Genomic DNA, 16,298 nt, shown 5'->3' with positions numbered 1-16,298 from the left:
GACGACACCTCAGGCAAACGAGAGGATGCGAGCGCGGGGCGTCGGCGTTTGAAGCACCATGGGACGGGCTACCTCCCGGTGAGCACCGCTCGGCAGAGTAAGGGGATCCGTCCGTGCACTTCGAGGTGTGGGCACCGCAGGCAAGTCGTGTGACGCTCCAGTGCGACTCGGCCACGCGCGCGTTGGAGCGCGATCCGGAGCGCCCGGGCTGGTGGTCCGGCGAGGCCGAGGCCGTGGACGGGTCGCGTTACGGCTTCGCCGTCGACGACGGCCCCGTGCTGCCCGACCCGCGCTCCCGCCGCCAGCCTGACGGCCCGGACGGGCTGAGCGCGGTCGTCGACCACGGCCGCCACACCTGGCGCACCGAGTGGGCCGGCCGCGCACTGCCGGGCGCGGTCCTGTACGAGCTGCACGTCGGCACGTACACGCCCGAGGGCACGCTGGACTCGGCGGCCGAGCGGCTCGGCCACCTGGTGGAACTGGGCGTCACCCACATCGAGTTGATGCCGCTGTGCCCGTTCCCGGGTCGGCACGGCTGGGGCTACGAGGGGGTGTCCCTGTGGGCCGTGCACGAGCCGTACGGCGGCCCCGAGGCGCTGAAGCGCTTTGTCGACCGGGCGCACGCGCTCGGCCTCGGTGTGGTCCTGGACGTCGTGCACAACCACCTGGGACCGTCCGGCAACTATCTGCCCGCCTTCGGCCCGTACTTCACGGACACGCACCAGACGCCCTGGGGGTCCGCGGTGAACCTGGACGCGCCCGGCTCGGACGAGGTGCGCGCGTATCTGCTCGGCAGCGCGCTGGCCTGGCTGCGCGACTACCGGCTGGACGGGCTGCGCCTCGACGCGGTGCACGCGCTGCGGGACACGCGCGCGTGCCACTTCCTGGAGGAGCTGTCGACGGCCGTGGACGCCCTCGCGGCCGACCTGGGCCGGCCGCTGTTCCTGATCGCCGAGTCCGACCTCAACGACCCGCGGATCGTCACCCCGCGCGCGGGCGGCGGCCTCGGACTGCACGCGCAGTGGAGCGACGACTTCCACCACGCCCTGCACACCGCACTGACCGGTGAGGCGCAGGGCTACTACGAGGACTTCGCGCGGGCCCCGTTCGAAGCACTCGCCAAGACGCTCACGGGCGGCTACTTCCACGACGGCACGTACTCGACCTTCCGGGGCCGTCTGCACGGCCGCCCGCTCGACCGCGCCGGCGTCGCCGCGCACCGGCTGCTCGGCTACACCCAGACCCACGACCAGGTCGGCAACCGCGCCCAGGGGGACCGCCTGTCGGCCTCCCTCTCCCCCGGGCTGCTCGCCTGCGCCGCCGCCCTGATGCTCACCGGGCCGTTCACACCGATGCTGTTCATGGGCGAGGAGTGGGCGGCCGGCACCCCGTGGCAGTTCTTCACCGACCACACGGACGCGGAGCTCGCGGAGGCCGTACGGCGGGGCCGGCGACGGGAGTTCACGGCGCACGGCTGGGCCGAGGAGGACGTTCCGGACCCCCAGGACCCGGCGACCCGCGACCGCTCCTGCCTCGACTGGTCGGAGCCCGACCGTGAGCCGCACGCGCGCGTGCTGGCCTGGTACCGGGACCTGATCGCCCTGCGCCACGCCCAGCCCGACCTGACGGACCCCGATCTCTCGGACATCAAGGTCGCCTACGACGAGGAGGCCCGCTGGCTCGCCTTCCGGCGCGGGGACGTACGTGTGGTCGCGAACCTCGCCCCGAAGCCGGCGGCGATTCCCCTGGGCCCGCGACGGGCGCGGGTGCTGGCCGCCTGGGAGCCGGTCGAACTCCCGGGCGCGGACGGGTTGTTGCACGTCCCCGGGGAGTCCTGTGTGGTGCTGGAGCAGGGGTGAGCGCGTCTCAGGCGCTCGCGTAGACGCTTGCGTAGGCGTTTACGCGCCCCCGCATCCCCACCCCCCTGTCCCTAACCCTCCTCGTCCGCCTCCCTCAGCTCCGTCACCCGTTCCAGGAGGATCGCCTCCCACGCGCGCCGCAGCTGGACTCTCAGCAGCGACTGTGGGCCCGCGTCGCGCCGGGCGAGGCTCTCGGCGAGGCGGACGACCGTGTCGCAGCGGGCGAGCCACAGACCACGCAGGCAGGGCCGGGCGGCGTAGCCGGCGAGGGTGGCGGCGCGTACGGCCGCTGGCGAGCCGACCGCGAGGGCGAGGCCCGCGATGTCCTCGGCCGGGTCGCCGACCACCGCGCCGATCCAGTCGAGGACACCGCGCACCCGTCCGTCGGCGCTCACCACGAGATGCTCGCCCCGCAGATCGTGGTGGACGAGGACCGCGGTTCCGGCCTGCGCCGCGAGCTGCGTGGTGGCGGACGGGGTCAGCTGGTGCAGCAGTACGGGGTCGAACTCGTCGGCCGCGGCGAGGCGTTCGGCCGCGGCGGCGGCGGCCCGGCGCAGCGCCTCCAGGGAGCGTGGCCCGACCCGCGGCACGCCGAGCGTCTCGGCCTGGCGTACGGGTACCTCGCGCAGCCCCGTGAGGAGCGCGGCGAGGTCGGCCTCGCCGACGGCGGAGATGTCGTGCTCCTCGGCCGAGCCGCCGGGCACCGTGGTGTCCAGCGTGTAGGCCAGTCCGGCGGCCCACTCGCCGTGTGCCACGCCGACGGGGACGGCGACGCCGATGTGCGGGCGAACGAGGTCGCGCAGGCGCGGTTCGCGGCGCAGCCGCGCGGACGCCTCACGGTCGGGGGCCAGGCGCAGCACGTGCCGGGAGCCGACCCACCAGGTGAAGTGCTCGCCGCCCGGCCCGCCCGCGTCGGCCGGCCGGACGTCGGGGCCGGTGGTACCCGTCGCACCGCCAGGCCCGCCGACGGTGCCGTCCGCGAGCAGGGAACGGACCAGTCGGCGGACCGTGTCCGCGGTGGGTGTCGGTACCTGGGTCATGATCGCGCCGCTGTCGTCCGGGGATGGGGGCGGAAAAGGGGCTCCTGGTGCGGGGTCAGTCCACTATGACCATCTCGCGGGTCGTGTTGTTGAGGCGCCGGCCGCCGGCACCGTCGTCGGTCACCGTGACGATGTCCTCGATGCGTACGCCGAAGCGCCCGGGCAGGTAGACACCGGGCTCCACGGAGAAGCACATGCCGGGGACGAGGGGGCGTTCCTCGCCCTCGATCATGTACGGCGGTTCATGCGTGGTGACGCCGATGCCGTGGCCCGTGCGGTGGATGAAGTACTCGCCGTACCCGGCCTCGGTGATGACCGCGCGAGCCGCCCGGTCGACGTCCTGGCACGCGGCGCCCGGCCGCACGGCGCGGAAGCCCGCTTCCTGGGCCTCGCGCACGATGTCGTGGACCCTGCGCTGCTCGGCGTCCGGTTCACCGACGTGGACCGTGCGGGAGGTGTCGGAGCCGTAGCCGTCCAGAAGGCCGCCGAAGTCGAGGACGACCATGTCGCCGTGCTCGATGACGCGGTCGCCGGCCTCGTGGTGCGGATTCGCGCCGTTGGGGCCGGAGGCGACGATCGTGAAGTCGACCTGGGAGTGGCCGAACCGCCGCAGCAGGCCGGCCAGCTCGCCCGCGACGTCACTCTCCCGGCGTCCGCCGAAGGGAACCTTCCGGATCTCGTCGTACGTTGCGTCGGCAGCCGCGCCCGCGGCTGCCAGGCGCGCCAGTTCCGCCGCGTCCTTCACCGCGCGCAGCATCGGCAGTCCCTCGGTGAGTGAGACGTACGAGCTGCGGGGCAGCGCCGTCTGGAGTGCCAGCAGGTGCAGTGCCCACGCGTTGTCGCTGACTCCGAAACGTCCCGCTCCGTCGAGGAGGGCGGCGGTGGCCGCGTACGGATCCTTGCCGTCGGTCCAGTCGCTCAGGGCCAGAGCGGGCGCCCCCGGCGCCTGTGCCGCGTCCGGGGCCTCCAGTGCGGGGACCACGAGGACCGGGTCCTGCCCGGCGGCCAGTACCAGCAGGGTGAGGCGTTCGGTGACCGCGGTGGGCGCGTAGCCGGTGAGCCAGACGAGGTCGGGTCCGGGCGTCACGAGGAGTCCGGCGAGCCCCGCGTCCTCCGCCGCCCGGGCGGCGCGCCGGAGCCGGGCCCGGTAGTCGTCGGCGGTGAAGGGCGCGGGCGTGCTGCCTGGCATCCGGGCCTCCGTGGAAGGGCGAGGGGCTACGGGCAGCATCCTGCCCGGATGCACGGGGTGGCGCGAGCCGATTGACGGCTCCCCTCACCTGCTTCACTCGCCTCCCACCCCTTCTGCTAACGGATGAGAGTTGAGCAACCATTAGAACTAATGCTTAGATCTGCCATAACCATTAAGGGAGGCGGAAGTCCATGCTCGTACTCGCTCACATCAGCGATCTGCACCTCGACGGAACCGCGCGGTCCACGGCGCGTGCCGAACGGGTGCGCGACCGGTTGTGGGAGCTGCCGGGGCATGTCGACGCCCTGCTGGTGACCGGGGACATCGCGGACCACGGCACGGAGGCCGAGTACGAGGAGGCCGCGCACCTCCTCGGGCTGCGCACCGGCGACGCGCCCTTCCCGGTCCTCACCTGCCCGGGCAACCACGACAGCCGCACCCCCTACCGCAAAGCGCTGCTGGGACTGCCCGCCGCCGAGGAGCCGGTCAACAGCGCGCACGTCTTCGACGACGCCGCCGTTCTGATGTGCGACTCCAGCGTGCCGGGCGAGGACGAGGGAGCCCTCGCCGACGAGACGTACGACTGGATCGAGTCGACGCTCGACGAACTGGACGACGGCGTCCCGGCGCTGCTCGCCTTCCACCACCCGCCCGTCGCCCTGCACCACCCCCTGCCGGACGCCTACCGGCTGTCCGAACCCGGGCGCCTGGCCGCCCTGATGGAGCGCAGGCCCCAGATCGCCGCGCTCATCACCGGTCACGCGCACACGCCGGCGGCCACGGTCTTCGGTGGCCGGCCTCTGCTCGTCGGCCCGGGGGTGACCTGGACCCTCCGGCTGCCCTGGGAGGGCGAGCAGCCCGCCGACCGGGACGCGCCGGTCGGCCTCGCCTTTCACATACTCGACGACACCGGGCGGCTGACCAGCCACTTCAGGGTGGTGGTGTGACGGAGGGCGGTCAGGTGACGATGCCCGGAATCGCCACCAACTGCTGGTATCCGCCGCCGACATGACGGACCGTCACAGTGATCTCCGTGCCGGGTCGGGCGGCGGCGACCGCCCGGGCGAGACCGGCCGCCGAGTCGACCCGCGTCTCGCCGAACGCCAGAAGCACGTCGCCCCGGACGAGGCCGGCGGTGTAGCCCGGACCCGGCACATGGACGCCGACGACCAGGGCACCCGCCTTCTCCGCGTCCACGGCCTCGACACCGAGCGTCGCGGTGACCGCCGACGGTGAGAGGGCCGGACTCGCGCCGCCCGAGGGCGACTTGGACGGGCCGGTACCCGACGCGGATCCGGACTCGGACCGGGACTCGGACCCGCCCCCGGAACCGGACCCGGCAGGCTTCCCGCCCCGGAAGCCCGGCGCCTCCCCCGACTGCCCGGCCCGCCCGTCCCCTCCCGCATGACGCTGCAGGTCTGCGAGTTTGCCCATGCCGATCACGGTGGCGCCGAGCGTTCCGAGCCCGACGCCCGCGAGGACCAGAACGGTCCCGACGAACAACCCGAACAGAAGGGTCACCAGCCGTCGGCCACGTCGGCGCGCGGCATGTGGGCGCCGGGCCGGACGGGATGTGGTGCCACCTGCCCGTTCCTGCCCGGGCATCGGCTTGGGACGCAGCGCAGTCTGTTCCATGGTTCGCCTCCGCCAGGTGCTCTACCCGGCGCACCGGCGCCCCACGAGCCACGAACGAGTGAGACTGACAGGGCGTCGGACATGGGCAGCCATAGGCGTCCGAACCCGGTCCCGCTGTCCGCGGGCCACGGCCACGTCGGTGAACCTCGGCCGGTTCGTCGCCGCGGACCACTACGTCCCGACCCGCGCACCGCCGGACGCGCACCTCCCTGAGGAGGCCCGCGTCCTGGCATGCCGCCGACCCGGTGGGCCAGGGGTCCTCAGCGGATCGACAGCGCCGAGCTGTGGTCCGGCAGAAAGCCGTGGGACCTGCGGGCCAGGTGGTCGGCCTGGTAGCGGGGGACCTGCCGGTGCCAGTTCAGGATGCCGGCCAGCCAGTTCCGCAGCTCGTCCACATAGCCGTCCATGGTCGCGCGCGCCTCCTCCGTGAGCTTGAAGTCCTCGTACATGACGGGGAATTCATGGGCGGCGACATGTTCGAACTGCTGCATGCGCTGGGTCATCAGATCGTGGATGACGCCGAGCGCGGTCGGATAGTCGCAGCCGAAGAAGTTCTGGACGACGAGGATGCCGTTGTGGATCTCACCCTCGTACTCGATCTCCTTCTGGTAGGAGAAGACGTCGTTGATGAGCATCCCGTAGTCGAAGGCCGCGTTCTCCAGCGAACGGACGGGGCCGCTGCGGTAGACCTCAGGAGGGACCGCCCGGCCGTGGCCGATGCGGCACAGACTCGCCGTGAGGTCCGAACCGAAGGTGGCGCGGCGCATCTCCAGGTAGTCGACCGGGTCGGGGATGCGGTTCTGGGTCTGGTTGACCAGTTCCCACACCCAGCTCTCGGTCATCTTGTCCACCGCGGCTCGGAACGTGCGCCGTTGGTCGGGGGTCATCCCGACCGTCGTACGCCGCCACAGGTCGATGAGGCCGCGTTCCATGCCGTTGACCGGGACGGGGAAGGCGTCGCCCTCGACGGGCATACAGGCGGAGAGTCGCTCGGTGCACAGGTGAGCCGCGGCCAGGTCGCGGCGGTGACCGAAGACGAGGGGGTAGTAGTCGTCGCCGTAAGTGCCCCAGGCCAGCCAGGCGGAGCTGAGGTCGAGGGCGTCGGACGTCGCGTCCGGGTGGATGCCGGCCGCGCACAGCGGCAGGTCGGCCGCGGCCAGCTTGTCCTCGTCCCAGACACCCTCCTGGAGGATGCCCATGCCGTGCGACCACTCGACGAGGCGGGACCGGGCGCCGTCCAGATGGGGGCTCAGAGTGAGCCCGAACGGCATGTAGAAATCGGGCAGCAGGGACGGGCCGACCTTCTGGTAGGGCACGTGCGTGTAGGCGCGCAGCCGTTCGGCTCCGGCCGAGGCCAGGAGTGCGCCGATGTTGGCGGCGGACGTCCCGAACCCGCTCAACGCGAACGGCCGCGACTCCTCCAGGGCGCCTTCGTTCATGTAGCGGCTTGAGCGCAGGTGCCACTCGTGGCCGCCGGACTGCCAGTCCTGCAGTCCTTGCGTGTACGCGGCCACCGCGGCGACCTGGTCCGGCGTGAGGCCCTTCACCAGGGCGAGCCCGGGCACCTCGGTGAGCGCGGTGTGCTCGAACTGGTGGAGCCGTGAGGTGAGGATGTCGTTGACCGTCTCGGCGGCCTCCTGGGTGGTGCACCCGAAGAAGGTCTCCAACACGAGCACGCCGTTGCTCAGTTCGCCCTCGTCCTCGACCTCCCGCTGGTAGGAGAACAGGTCGTTGCGCAGGTGGACGCCGTCCGAGAAGGTCTCCATCAGTACCCTCAGCGGCCTCGACTCCGCGACGGACGCGGGCACTTCGGCGGTCGCGTACTCGACGAGCCCCGCCGACCAGGGCGCGCCGCCGACCTTGCGGCGCATCTCGATGTACTCGACAGGGTTGGAGATCCGCCCCTCGTTGATGTTGGACAGTTCCCACATCGACTCGTTGAGCAGATGCTCGGTGGCGACGGCGAACCGCCGGCGCCAGTCCACGGACATCGCCGGTACGGTGCGCGCCCACAGGTCGGCGAGGCCCGCCTCCACCGGATTCTGCGGCTCGGGCACGGGGGTCGAGAGGTCGAGCGGCATGAACAGGGGCAGCCGGTCCAGATAGGCCTTGCCGCCGTCCCGGTCCTGGCTGCGCTTGAAGACCTCCAGGAAGTGGTCGTCGAAGAAGAACACCCACACGTACCAGTCGGTGATGAGCGAGAGGGCGGCGCCGTCGCAGTCGGGGTGCGTGTAGGCGCACAGCAACCCGTAGTCGTGCGCGTCGAGGTCGGACTGCTCCCAGACGCCCGAGCCCTCCAGCATTCCCATCTCCCGTGCCCAGACGGTCGAATGGGCGCGTGCCTCGTCCAGATGCGGGTTCAGGCGCGCGGGATACGGCATGTAGAAGTGCGGGAGTACGAACGGCTGTGTCATGGGCGGGCCCTACCCCTGCCCCGGACGAGCCATCCACCGGGCGGCACATGATCACACCATCGCGTGAATCAGGCTCGATTCCGGGATTCCGGACGGGCGTTGTGAGTTCACTCGACATGCGACGACCACGACGACATCTGAACCGGCTACGGCTGAACCGACGACACCTGAATCACCGCACGCGTACCGCTCGTCCGCCAGCGCTGCCCCTCCGCGGCGACGAGCGCCGCCTCGGTACGGGCGTCGAGGCCGACGATCACCTCCGACTTCAGGGTGCGCAGGGCGGCCACGGGGCCGGGAAAGTAAGCGGTGACGTCCGCGAACGGCGTGGTGGGGGGCCTGAGTCGGTCGCCCACCAGGCGGCGGTAGTTCAGGTCGCCCTTCATCAGGGTGACCTTGGCCGAGGCGAACTCCTCGCGCAGGTCGCCGGGCATCGCCGCGTACGGGAGCGGGGCGCAGGAGAAGGGGTGGGCGCGGACCACCAGCCGGCCCTCGGCCAGTGCGGACCAGAGCCGCCGCCCGTACGAGGCGGCGGCGCCCGGGGCGCGGGTCAGCCGGCGCAGGGCGTCGACCACGTCGGCGGTGGTCGCGTCGGAGACGAAGTACGGGTGCGGTTTGACATGCAGGACGGCCCGGTCCGCGTATCCCCGGGTCAGCAGGTGATCCAGGAGCAGCAGGTCGGGGACGAGTTCCCGGCCCGCGTTGTCCGCGACCAGACACACCGTGCCGGTGCCCGGGCGGGCGGACCGGAGCAGCGCCCAGAGTGCCTCGCTGTCGTCGGCGACGAGTCCGGCCGCCTCCCCTCCCTCGTCCGCGCCGGAGAGCCGGAAGCCGAGGTCGGCCCGGTTGCCCCACAGCGACCCGTGGAGCAGAGCGCGCGCCTGTTCCTCCTCCGGCCGACTCACCAGATCGTCGAGCGCGGCCAGTTCCTCGTCGGTCTCGGGGGCGTCCAGTTCAGCGAGCTTGAACGGGCGGAAGGGGTCGATCCCCCGCCAGGCACCCTCGCCCCCACCACTCCCACTGGTCCCACCACTCCCACTGCCGCCGAAGTACCCGACCGCTTCGAGGAGTTGGCGGTAGAAGTACCCCTCCGCCCACAGCCACGGCACGTCGAACCAGGACCGGCCGACGTACTCCCGGGTGCCCCATTCCTCCCACTGCCGCCGGTCCTCCGCATCGGCGGGGAGCGGTTCGACGAGGCCCTCGGTGCAGTTCCTGAGGAGCGCGTCGAGTGCGCGGTGCTGCTCCGGGCCGTAGGGGAAGGCGTCCCGCACCTTCTGGATCAGCGCGGGATGCCGTTCGGCCAGGACGCTCCAGGGGAACGAGCCCGGTTCGTTGCCGAGGATCACGGGCGGGGACATGGAGTCGGAGGCAGGCATACGCCTCACCGTACCGCCGGAGAACGCGCGGCCCGGAGGGGCCACCGCGCGCAGGCGTGGTGACCGAAGGCAGGTGTACCGCCCGTACGGCCGGATACACACGGGCGCCGACCATCCGGTGGCACGCGGGCGCCGCCGACCCGGGTGCCCGCCGGCGACGACCAGCTACGTGCCGGGGCCGAGCCGTGCGAAGCAGCTCGCCCCGCTGACCGGATAAGCCGGGCCGCTCCGCCCGCCTCACGCCACCGCGCGTAGCTCCCGCTCCAGCTGCGCCACCAGGCCCAGATACCGTGCCCGCCTCGGCGTGGGCACCAGGGCCCGGATGGTGAGCCGCCACATGTCAGCCGTCCGGCGGGGCTGGCGGGCCACCGGCTCCACCGCCCTGCTGACCATGCGGCTGCCGACGAAGAAGCTGACCAGGGAGTGCGCCATCGCGTCGACATCGACATCAGGGTGGACGTCGGACTCCTTGACAGCGCCGAGGAGTTTCCCGGAGGCCATCTCCGACCACTCGCGGAACGGGTGCCGCAGCGGAGGCCGTACGGCGACGTCACCGGCGGCCAGGCGCAGGCCCGCCCTGGCGATCGGACCCTCGACGGCCATCCGCGTGATCCCGAAGGTGACGCGGATCAGCGACTCCAGCGAGGAGTAGCCGCGGCCGTCGATGTCCCTGGCCATCCGCCGGGAGGTCCTGGACTGGATCTCCAGGATGGCGTGGGCCAGGTCCTCCTTCGCCGCGAAATGGAAGTAGAGGGCGCCCTTGGTGACATGGGCGTGCTCGACTATGTCGCTCAGGCTGGTCGATTCGTAGCCATGACGGTCGAACAGGTCGGCCGCGGCCGTGATGATCGTCGCGCGAGTCTGCTCGGCGCGTAACTGCCTCGGCATCGACGCCACCCCTCTCCACCGTCGCGGTGCTCCCGAACTCCCCGAAGAAAAACGGGATATGCCGTTTGTTTCTTACTGCCTGTACAAGATAGCCGACCGCTCAGCGGTACCCACCACACACTCGAAAATCGTGCGTCCCTCCTGGGTTCCCACCACCTTCAGGGCTCCGCCACCCTCGTCCGTCGAGTCGATCCAGGTGGGTAGGTCCAGTTCGGCGAACTGATGGAAGGTCGTGTCGAACGACACCGGTATCCGTCGGCTGCCTAGGCCCGTTCGCGCCAGCGCGGCCTGCCGTGCGGCCTCGAGGAGCAGCATGCCCGGTATGTGATCGAGAGGATGATCAAAGAAAACAGCATGACCGGTATCAACTCGCAACTGCCAGTTACCGTCGTCCTGCTGGGGCGGCGCCAGGACCACGTCCGCCGCCGAGTCCCGGCCCACGTCGGCGGCCGCCAGCCCCGGCGGCAGGGGCAGCGGCGTCACGGTGGCCGCCGTACGGCCGCCGCGCAGTCTGCTGAATACGGCGCCGCTGGTACAGGTGAAGGCGACGTCGGCGTGGGCGACCCGTTCACCGTCGAGCCGTACGTCGGCCTCGTAGCGGGCCGACACCAGGCGCTTGCCTCGATGGCGGACGTCGGAGAAGGTGATGTCGACGACGGGTTCGGCCGGGGCCGGTCCCACGCCCAGGTGCTCGGCGAACGTGGTGATCCGGAACTCCTGGAGCACGAACTGGTGGTCCAACGGCACCTTGTACTCGGTGTGGTTGAGCAGGGTTCCGGCCTGCCGCACGGTCTCCACGACGAGCAGCGGATCGTATGCCGTCCGATCCGGCGACACGTGTAAACAGTGGACACGCGGCCACTGCGCGGAGACGCTGAAGCGGTCGGTTTCTGTGCGGGTCCAACCCGTCGGAAACGTCTCCGCGATCGACGCGCGGTGCACGAGCTGACGCGGAACACTCGCCGTCATGGTTGGGGTTTCTGCAGACTGCGGCGCTGGAAGCAATGTCTCTCCTCGGTCCCCCCGTTATGGCGTGGCAGACGGAAAGGCGCCCGCTTCGTGAGCGATAGAGTACGAGGCGACCGGTTTGTTTTCAACGAGATCAGTCGGTCCGGCCCTATGATCGGCGGGTTCCGGCGCATCTGACGACACACCGTCACGCATCGGCACGGCACCAATTCGGGACTGACAGGGACACCGGCCAACTGGGCGCCAGGGAGGGCCTCTTATGGCGAAACAGGAGCGCGCCATCAGGACGCGCAGGGCGATCCTGGAAGCCGCGGGCGCGGTTTTCGACGAGCACGGCTACACCTCCACGACCATCTCGATGGTGCTGGAGCGGGCCGAGGTCACCAAGGGTGCCCTGTACTTCCACTTCCCTTCCAAGGAATCGCTCGCCCAGGCGGTGCTGGACGAGCAGGTGCCGTTCGGCACGGTCCCGGAACAGGCCTGCAAGCTGCAGGAGATCATCGACATGACCTTCGTCGTGGCACAGCGGCTGCTGACCGACTCCCTGCTGCGAGGGAGTGTGCGGCTGACGGTGGACCAGGCGACGCCCCCCGGGGTCGACCACAGCGGCCCGTTCCGGCAGTGGGGGGAGCGGCTGGCCGTACTGATGGAACAGGCCCGCGCACAGGGCGAGTTGCTGCCCACGGTGAATCCTCGGGACACGGTGGAGCTGCTGGTGGGGGGCTTCGCGGGCATCCAGTTGATGTCGCGCGCCCTGACCGACCGGGCGGATCTCGCGCACCGTATCTCGGTCCTGTGGTCCCACATCCTGCCCGGCATCGCGGTACCGGGGCTCCTGCTCGGACTGGACAGCCGGGCCGATCGCGGTGTCCGCATCCTCTCTCCGGTCCCCGTCGCGTGATCCTGCTGACGGGGGCCACCGGCACCGTCGGCCGTCTGGTCGCCGAACGCCTGTCGGGCGCCGGCCCGCTGCGCCTGCTCACCCGCCGCCCGGAGCGCGTCACCCTCGCCGGTCCCGGAATCGAGGTGGTGCGCGGGGACTTCGACGACCCCGCCGGGCTGCGCGCGGCGCTGGTCGGCGTGCGGTCCGCTCTCCTCGTCACCGCGAACCCGCTGGCGCCGGCCCAGGACAGGAACTTCGTGGCGGCCTCCCGGGCGGCGGGGGTGTCCCACGTGGTGAAGCTGTCGGCCCAGGCGGTGACCGAGCCCGCCGCCATCGACCTGATCACGGACTGGCAGCGGGAGAACGAGCGGCTGCTGCGCGCTTCCGGCCTGGGGTGGACCTTCCTGCGTCCGCGCGCCTTCATGTCCAACACCCTGGGCTGGGCCCGCTCCGTCCAGGAGGAAGGGGTCGTCCGGGGTCTCGACGGCGCCTCGCGGAACGCGAACGTCGACCCGCGGGACATCGCCGACGCGGCGGTCCAGGCCCTCACCAACCCCGAAGCCCACGCTGGGCGGGCCTACGCCCTGACCGGTCCCGCGGGCATCACCCCGGCGGAACAGACCGAGATCCTGGGCCACTTGCTGCAGCGGCAGCTGACATTCATGGAACTGACGGAGGCTCAGTTGCTACGGGGGCTGCTCGCGCGCCATCCGGAGCCGGTGGCCCTTGCCCTGGTGGAGAGTGCGGCGCGGGGGCGGGACGGGGGCAAGGGGCAAGTGGAGCCGGACGTACAGGAGTTGCTCGGGCGGCCGGGGCGCGGGTATCGGGAGTGGGCGACGGAGCATCTGGCGGAGTTCGGCGGCTGAGCAAGGGGCGTACGGGACCGTCCACGCACGACGGCGGGCCGGCCGGCGTCCATCCACGCCGACCGACCCGCCCGTTCGTGTCACACCGTCAGTTCGCCTGAACCGGCGGGTGGTTCGGCCCGAGGGGCCGTTGGCCGGAAGCTCAGAAGGTGAGTTTCCAGCTGTTGATCTTGCCCGTGTCCGAGGCGGCCACGTCCTGGACGCGCAGCTTCCAGGTGCCGTTGGCGGTCTCGCTGGAGGCGTCCACCGTGTACGTGGTGTTCACGTTGTCGGCGGAGTCCGAGGTGCTGGAGGCCTTCAGCGGGTACGTCGAGCCGTCGGGCGCCACCAGCGTGATGACCAGGTCACCGCGGTAGGTGTGGGTGATGTCGACGCCGACCTGGAGAGCCGAGGGGGCGTTGCCGGTCCGGCCGGTGACGGCGATCGAGGACTCGATGGCGGAGCTGTTGTCCGGGATCGAGACAGCGGTGGAGGAGGAGAAGACGGTCCCCGTCGTGCCGCCACCGGTGCTGCCGCTCACGGCCTGCACGGTCTTGGTCGCGTCGGCCAGGCCCGCGCCGCAGCCGAGCGAGCAACTGACGGGCAGGGCACGGGCGTTGCTCTTGATGGCCGTTTCGATCTGCGCCGGGGTGAGCGAGGAGTTCGCCGACTTCATCAGCGCGACCAGACCCGCGATGTGCGGGGTGGCCATGCTGGTGCCCTGGTAGTAGGCGTACGACTCGGTGCCCGGGGTCTTCGTGCCGGAGTTCAGCGTGGAGAGGATGCCGTTGGCGGTGCCGGTGCTCATCTCGCCACCGGGGGCCGAGATGTCCACGACGGAGCCGTAGTTGGAGTACGAGGCGCGGGCGCCGGTGCGTCCGGTGGCACCGACGGTGATGACGTTGTTGCAGTTCGCCGGGTTGGAGGTGGAGGCGTTCGCGTTCTCGTTGCCGGCCGCGACGACCACCGTGGTGCCGCGGTTGACCGCGCCGGTGATGGCGCTCTGGGTCGCCGCGGAGCAGGCGCCGCCTCCGCCGAGGCTCATGTTGATGACCTTGGCGACGTTGGTGTTGGCCGGGACACCGGAGACGGTGCCGCCGGACGCCCAGGTGATGGCGTCGATGATGTCGGAGTCGTAGCCGCCGCACTTGCCGAGCGCGCGGACCGGGGAGATCTTCGCGTTGTACGCGATGCCCGCGACGCCCTTGCTGTTGTTGGCGACGGCGGCGATGGTGCCCGCGACGTGCGTACCGTGCCAGGAGGAGTCGCTGCCCTCGGTCTGCTCGCACTCACCGGCGGCGTACCAGTCGCCGGGGTCGGCCGGGTTGCTGTCACGGCCGTTGCCGTCCACGGAGACCGCGGTGTCGGAGATGAAGTCGTAGCCGCCGACGATGTTCGCGGCGACGTCGGAGTGCGTGACATAGCCGGTGTCGATGACGGCGACGGTCACGCCGGTGCCGGTCGAGGTGGTCCAGGCACCCGGGACGCGCATACCCGCGGTGGACTCGAAGAGGTCCCACTGCTTGGCGTACTCGGTGTCGTTCGGGTCCGCCATCGGCTTCTTGAGGCGGTCCGGCACGACGTAGGCGACCTGCGGGTCGGCCTGGTACTCGGCGATGACGTCGGCGACGTCCGTCTTGCTGAGCTCCTCGCCCAGGTCGACGAGGGCGGCACCGGTGCCGAGGCGGCGCTGGAAGTCCAGGCTCTCGCCGGCCTCCTTGCCCTTGGCGGCGGCGTCGGCGTCGGCGGCCTGGTTCGACGTGGCCTCGGCGGCGCCGGCCTTGTAGCCGACGATGAGTCGCTCGGCCGGGACGGCGACCGCCTGCGCGGTGGCGTCCAGGGTGGCGCCGGGGGCGGCGGGCTCCTGGGCGACGGCGACCGACGTGGTGGCCGCGGCCACCAGGGCCGCGGAGACGGCGGCGACGGATATCAGCTTCCGCCCGGTGACACGGGTAAGTGAAGAACGCAAGGGCTTGCCTTTCGGGGCCGTACTCCGAGCCGCGCGGGCAGCGAGGAGTGGCGGGCGATTCGCTTCGTCGTCGAAGCGGCGGGGGGTGCGGTTCGAAAAGCGGCGCGGCGGCCGGCCAAGCGCGAGCGGCCCGTTCCGGGGTTACCTGTGGGGCGGCTGTGGTGGAACAGTAGGCAAAGGGAAGGTCATCCGGATACAGGGGAAACCCTCGATCGGTCCGGATCACCACCCTCGAACGCCGGAAACCGCCCCTGTACGACGGCCAGTTGACCGGGTTGGGCGGGTTGCGCGCGGATTGCCGGCGCCGCCCGCCGGCTGAACGCGGGCCGCCCGCTTCCCGTACTGCCCGAAAGCAGACCTGTTACTCGGGTCGGCCCGCAGCAGCTCTGTTCCCCTGGTCGAGGAGACGTCCCGGATGACCGCCCACCGCCGCACGCTCCCGGCCGCCGCACTCGCGGGGGCCGCCGCCTTCGCGGCGCCGTTGTTGCTCACGTTGTCGGCGGCGGGTCCGGCTCAGGCGCACGGTGCGCCGACGCAGCCGGTCAGCCGCGCCTTCGCCTGCTCCCCCGACGGCGGCGGCCTGGCCACGACGGCGGCCTGCCGGGCGGCGGTCACCGCGAACGGCGGGGCGCCCTTCACCTTCTGGGACAACCTGCGGGTCGCGAACGTAGGCGGCCGGGATCGCGCGGTGATCCCCGACGGCCGGCTGTGCAGCGGCGGCCTGCCCGACTACCGGGGACTCGACCTGGCCCGCTCCGACTGGCCCTCGACCAGGCTGACGCCGGGAGCGCGGCTGACGATGACGTACCGCTCGACGATCCCGCACACCGGCACGTTCAAGATGTTCCTGACGAAGCCCGGGTACGACCCGACCGGCCCGCTGAAGTGGTCCGACCTGCCGGACCGGCCGTTCGCCGAGGTCAAGGATCCCGCGATGACGGGCGACGCGTACCGCATCGGGATGACACTGCCGTCCGACCGGACCGGCCGCCATGTCCTGTACACGATCTGGCAGAACTCCAGTACGCCGGACACGTACTACTCGTGCTCGGACGTGGTGTTCCCGGCAGCGAAGGGCAACGCAGGCGTCTCGGGTGGCACCGGCGGCTCGGGCGCGTCCGCCCCGTCGGCCACCACCCCGTCCCCGGCGCGGTCCGGTTCGGCCGATCCCACCGCTCCGGCGACGCCTGCCGAGCAGCCCGCCCGGGCCGCGGACACGGAAGAGGCG

At 71.5% G+C, this 16,298-nt stretch carries 13 protein-coding genes; 5 read left to right on the top strand and 8 right to left on the bottom strand.

The features are described from left to right. Positions 1-113 precede the first annotated feature (113 nt). The gene (gene treZ, locus STRTUCAR8_RS36450) at positions 114-1,859 is read left to right on the top strand and encodes a malto-oligosyltrehalose trehalohydrolase (RefSeq protein ID WP_006381306.1); all 1,746 of its coding nucleotides are present in this window, start codon (positions 114-116) and stop codon (positions 1,857-1,859) included. A 71-nt stretch (positions 1,860-1,930) separates the two neighbouring features. Here treZ and STRTUCAR8_RS36445 read toward each other — a convergent pair whose 3' ends face one another. Continuing rightward, positions 1,931-2,899: an aminoglycoside phosphotransferase family protein gene (locus STRTUCAR8_RS36445; RefSeq protein ID WP_006381333.1), complete on the bottom strand. Its 969-nt coding sequence runs from the start codon at positions 2,897-2,899 to the stop codon at positions 1,931-1,933. A 55-nt stretch (positions 2,900-2,954) separates the two neighbouring features. Next, entirely contained in the window at positions 2,955-4,088 is a 1,134-nt protein-coding gene (locus STRTUCAR8_RS36440; protein WP_006381340.1) for an aminopeptidase P family protein, read from the bottom strand. Positions 4,089-4,279: 191 nt separating this feature from the next. Here STRTUCAR8_RS36440 and STRTUCAR8_RS36435 point away from each other — a divergent pair, with 191 nt between their 5' ends. Continuing rightward, entirely contained in the window at positions 4,280-5,035 is a 756-nt protein-coding gene (locus STRTUCAR8_RS36435; RefSeq protein WP_006381334.1) for a metallophosphoesterase, read from the top strand. 10 nt (positions 5,036-5,045) lie between these two features. Here the strand turns inward: STRTUCAR8_RS36435 and STRTUCAR8_RS36430 are convergent, their stop codons facing one another. The 5 genes from STRTUCAR8_RS36430 to STRTUCAR8_RS36410 all read right to left on the bottom strand — a co-directional run bounded on the left by STRTUCAR8_RS36430 (position 5,046) and on the right by STRTUCAR8_RS36410 (position 11,373). Continuing rightward, a complete protein-coding gene (locus STRTUCAR8_RS36430) occupies positions 5,046-5,723 on the bottom strand; it encodes a PDZ domain-containing protein (protein ID WP_006381304.1) in 678 nt (225 codons plus the stop codon). 260 nt (positions 5,724-5,983) lie between these two features. Further along, complete coding sequence (gene cyc2, locus STRTUCAR8_RS36425; RefSeq protein ID WP_006381318.1) at positions 5,984-8,137, bottom strand: germacradienol/geosmin synthase Cyc2; 2,154 nt, start codon at positions 8,135-8,137, stop codon at positions 5,984-5,986. A 146-nt stretch (positions 8,138-8,283) separates the two neighbouring features. Next, positions 8,284-9,516 (bottom strand): damage-control phosphatase ARMT1 family protein, encoded by a 1,233-nt coding sequence (locus STRTUCAR8_RS36420; protein ID WP_006381323.1) that lies wholly within the window; start codon positions 9,514-9,516, stop codon positions 8,284-8,286. Between the two features lie 237 nt (positions 9,517-9,753). Further along, on the bottom strand, positions 9,754-10,404 hold the full coding sequence (locus STRTUCAR8_RS36415; RefSeq protein ID WP_044473511.1) for a ScbR family autoregulator-binding transcription factor: 651 nt from the start codon (positions 10,402-10,404) through the stop codon (positions 9,754-9,756). A 72-nt stretch (positions 10,405-10,476) separates the two neighbouring features. Next, entirely contained in the window at positions 10,477-11,373 is an 897-nt protein-coding gene (locus STRTUCAR8_RS36410; protein WP_044473507.1) for a ScbA/BarX family gamma-butyrolactone biosynthesis protein, read from the bottom strand. Positions 11,374-11,632: 259 nt separating this feature from the next. Between STRTUCAR8_RS36410 and STRTUCAR8_RS36405 the strand changes: the two genes are divergently transcribed. Beyond that, on the top strand, positions 11,633-12,274 hold the full coding sequence (locus STRTUCAR8_RS36405; protein ID WP_006381293.1) for a ScbR family autoregulator-binding transcription factor: 642 nt from the start codon (positions 11,633-11,635) through the stop codon (positions 12,272-12,274). Next, positions 12,271-13,122: an NAD(P)H-binding protein gene (locus STRTUCAR8_RS36400; protein WP_006381310.1), complete on the top strand. Its 852-nt coding sequence runs from the start codon at positions 12,271-12,273 to the stop codon at positions 13,120-13,122. Before STRTUCAR8_RS36405 ends, STRTUCAR8_RS36400 begins: the two co-directional genes overlap by 4 nt. A gap of 142 nt (positions 13,123-13,264) precedes the next feature. On the opposite strand, the gene STRTUCAR8_RS36395 is transcribed toward STRTUCAR8_RS36400, so the two are convergent. Continuing rightward, positions 13,265-15,070 (bottom strand): S8 family peptidase, encoded by a 1,806-nt coding sequence (locus tag STRTUCAR8_RS36395; protein WP_006381335.1) that lies wholly within the window; start codon positions 15,068-15,070, stop codon positions 13,265-13,267. A 415-nt stretch (positions 15,071-15,485) separates the two neighbouring features. Here STRTUCAR8_RS36395 and STRTUCAR8_RS36390 point away from each other — a divergent pair. After that, positions 15,486-16,298 (top strand): lytic polysaccharide monooxygenase auxiliary activity family 9 protein (locus tag STRTUCAR8_RS36390; RefSeq protein WP_006381336.1); only part of this gene is annotated, 813 nt, incomplete at its 3' end.

The sequence above is a fragment of the Streptomyces turgidiscabies Car8 genome (genome assembly GCF_000331005.1).
GTDB lineage: Bacteria > Actinomycetota > Actinomycetes > Streptomycetales > Streptomycetaceae > Streptomyces > Streptomyces turgidiscabies.
The sequence above is the reverse complement of the archived record's forward strand: the minus strand, read 5'-3'. Positions and strand labels throughout refer to the sequence as shown.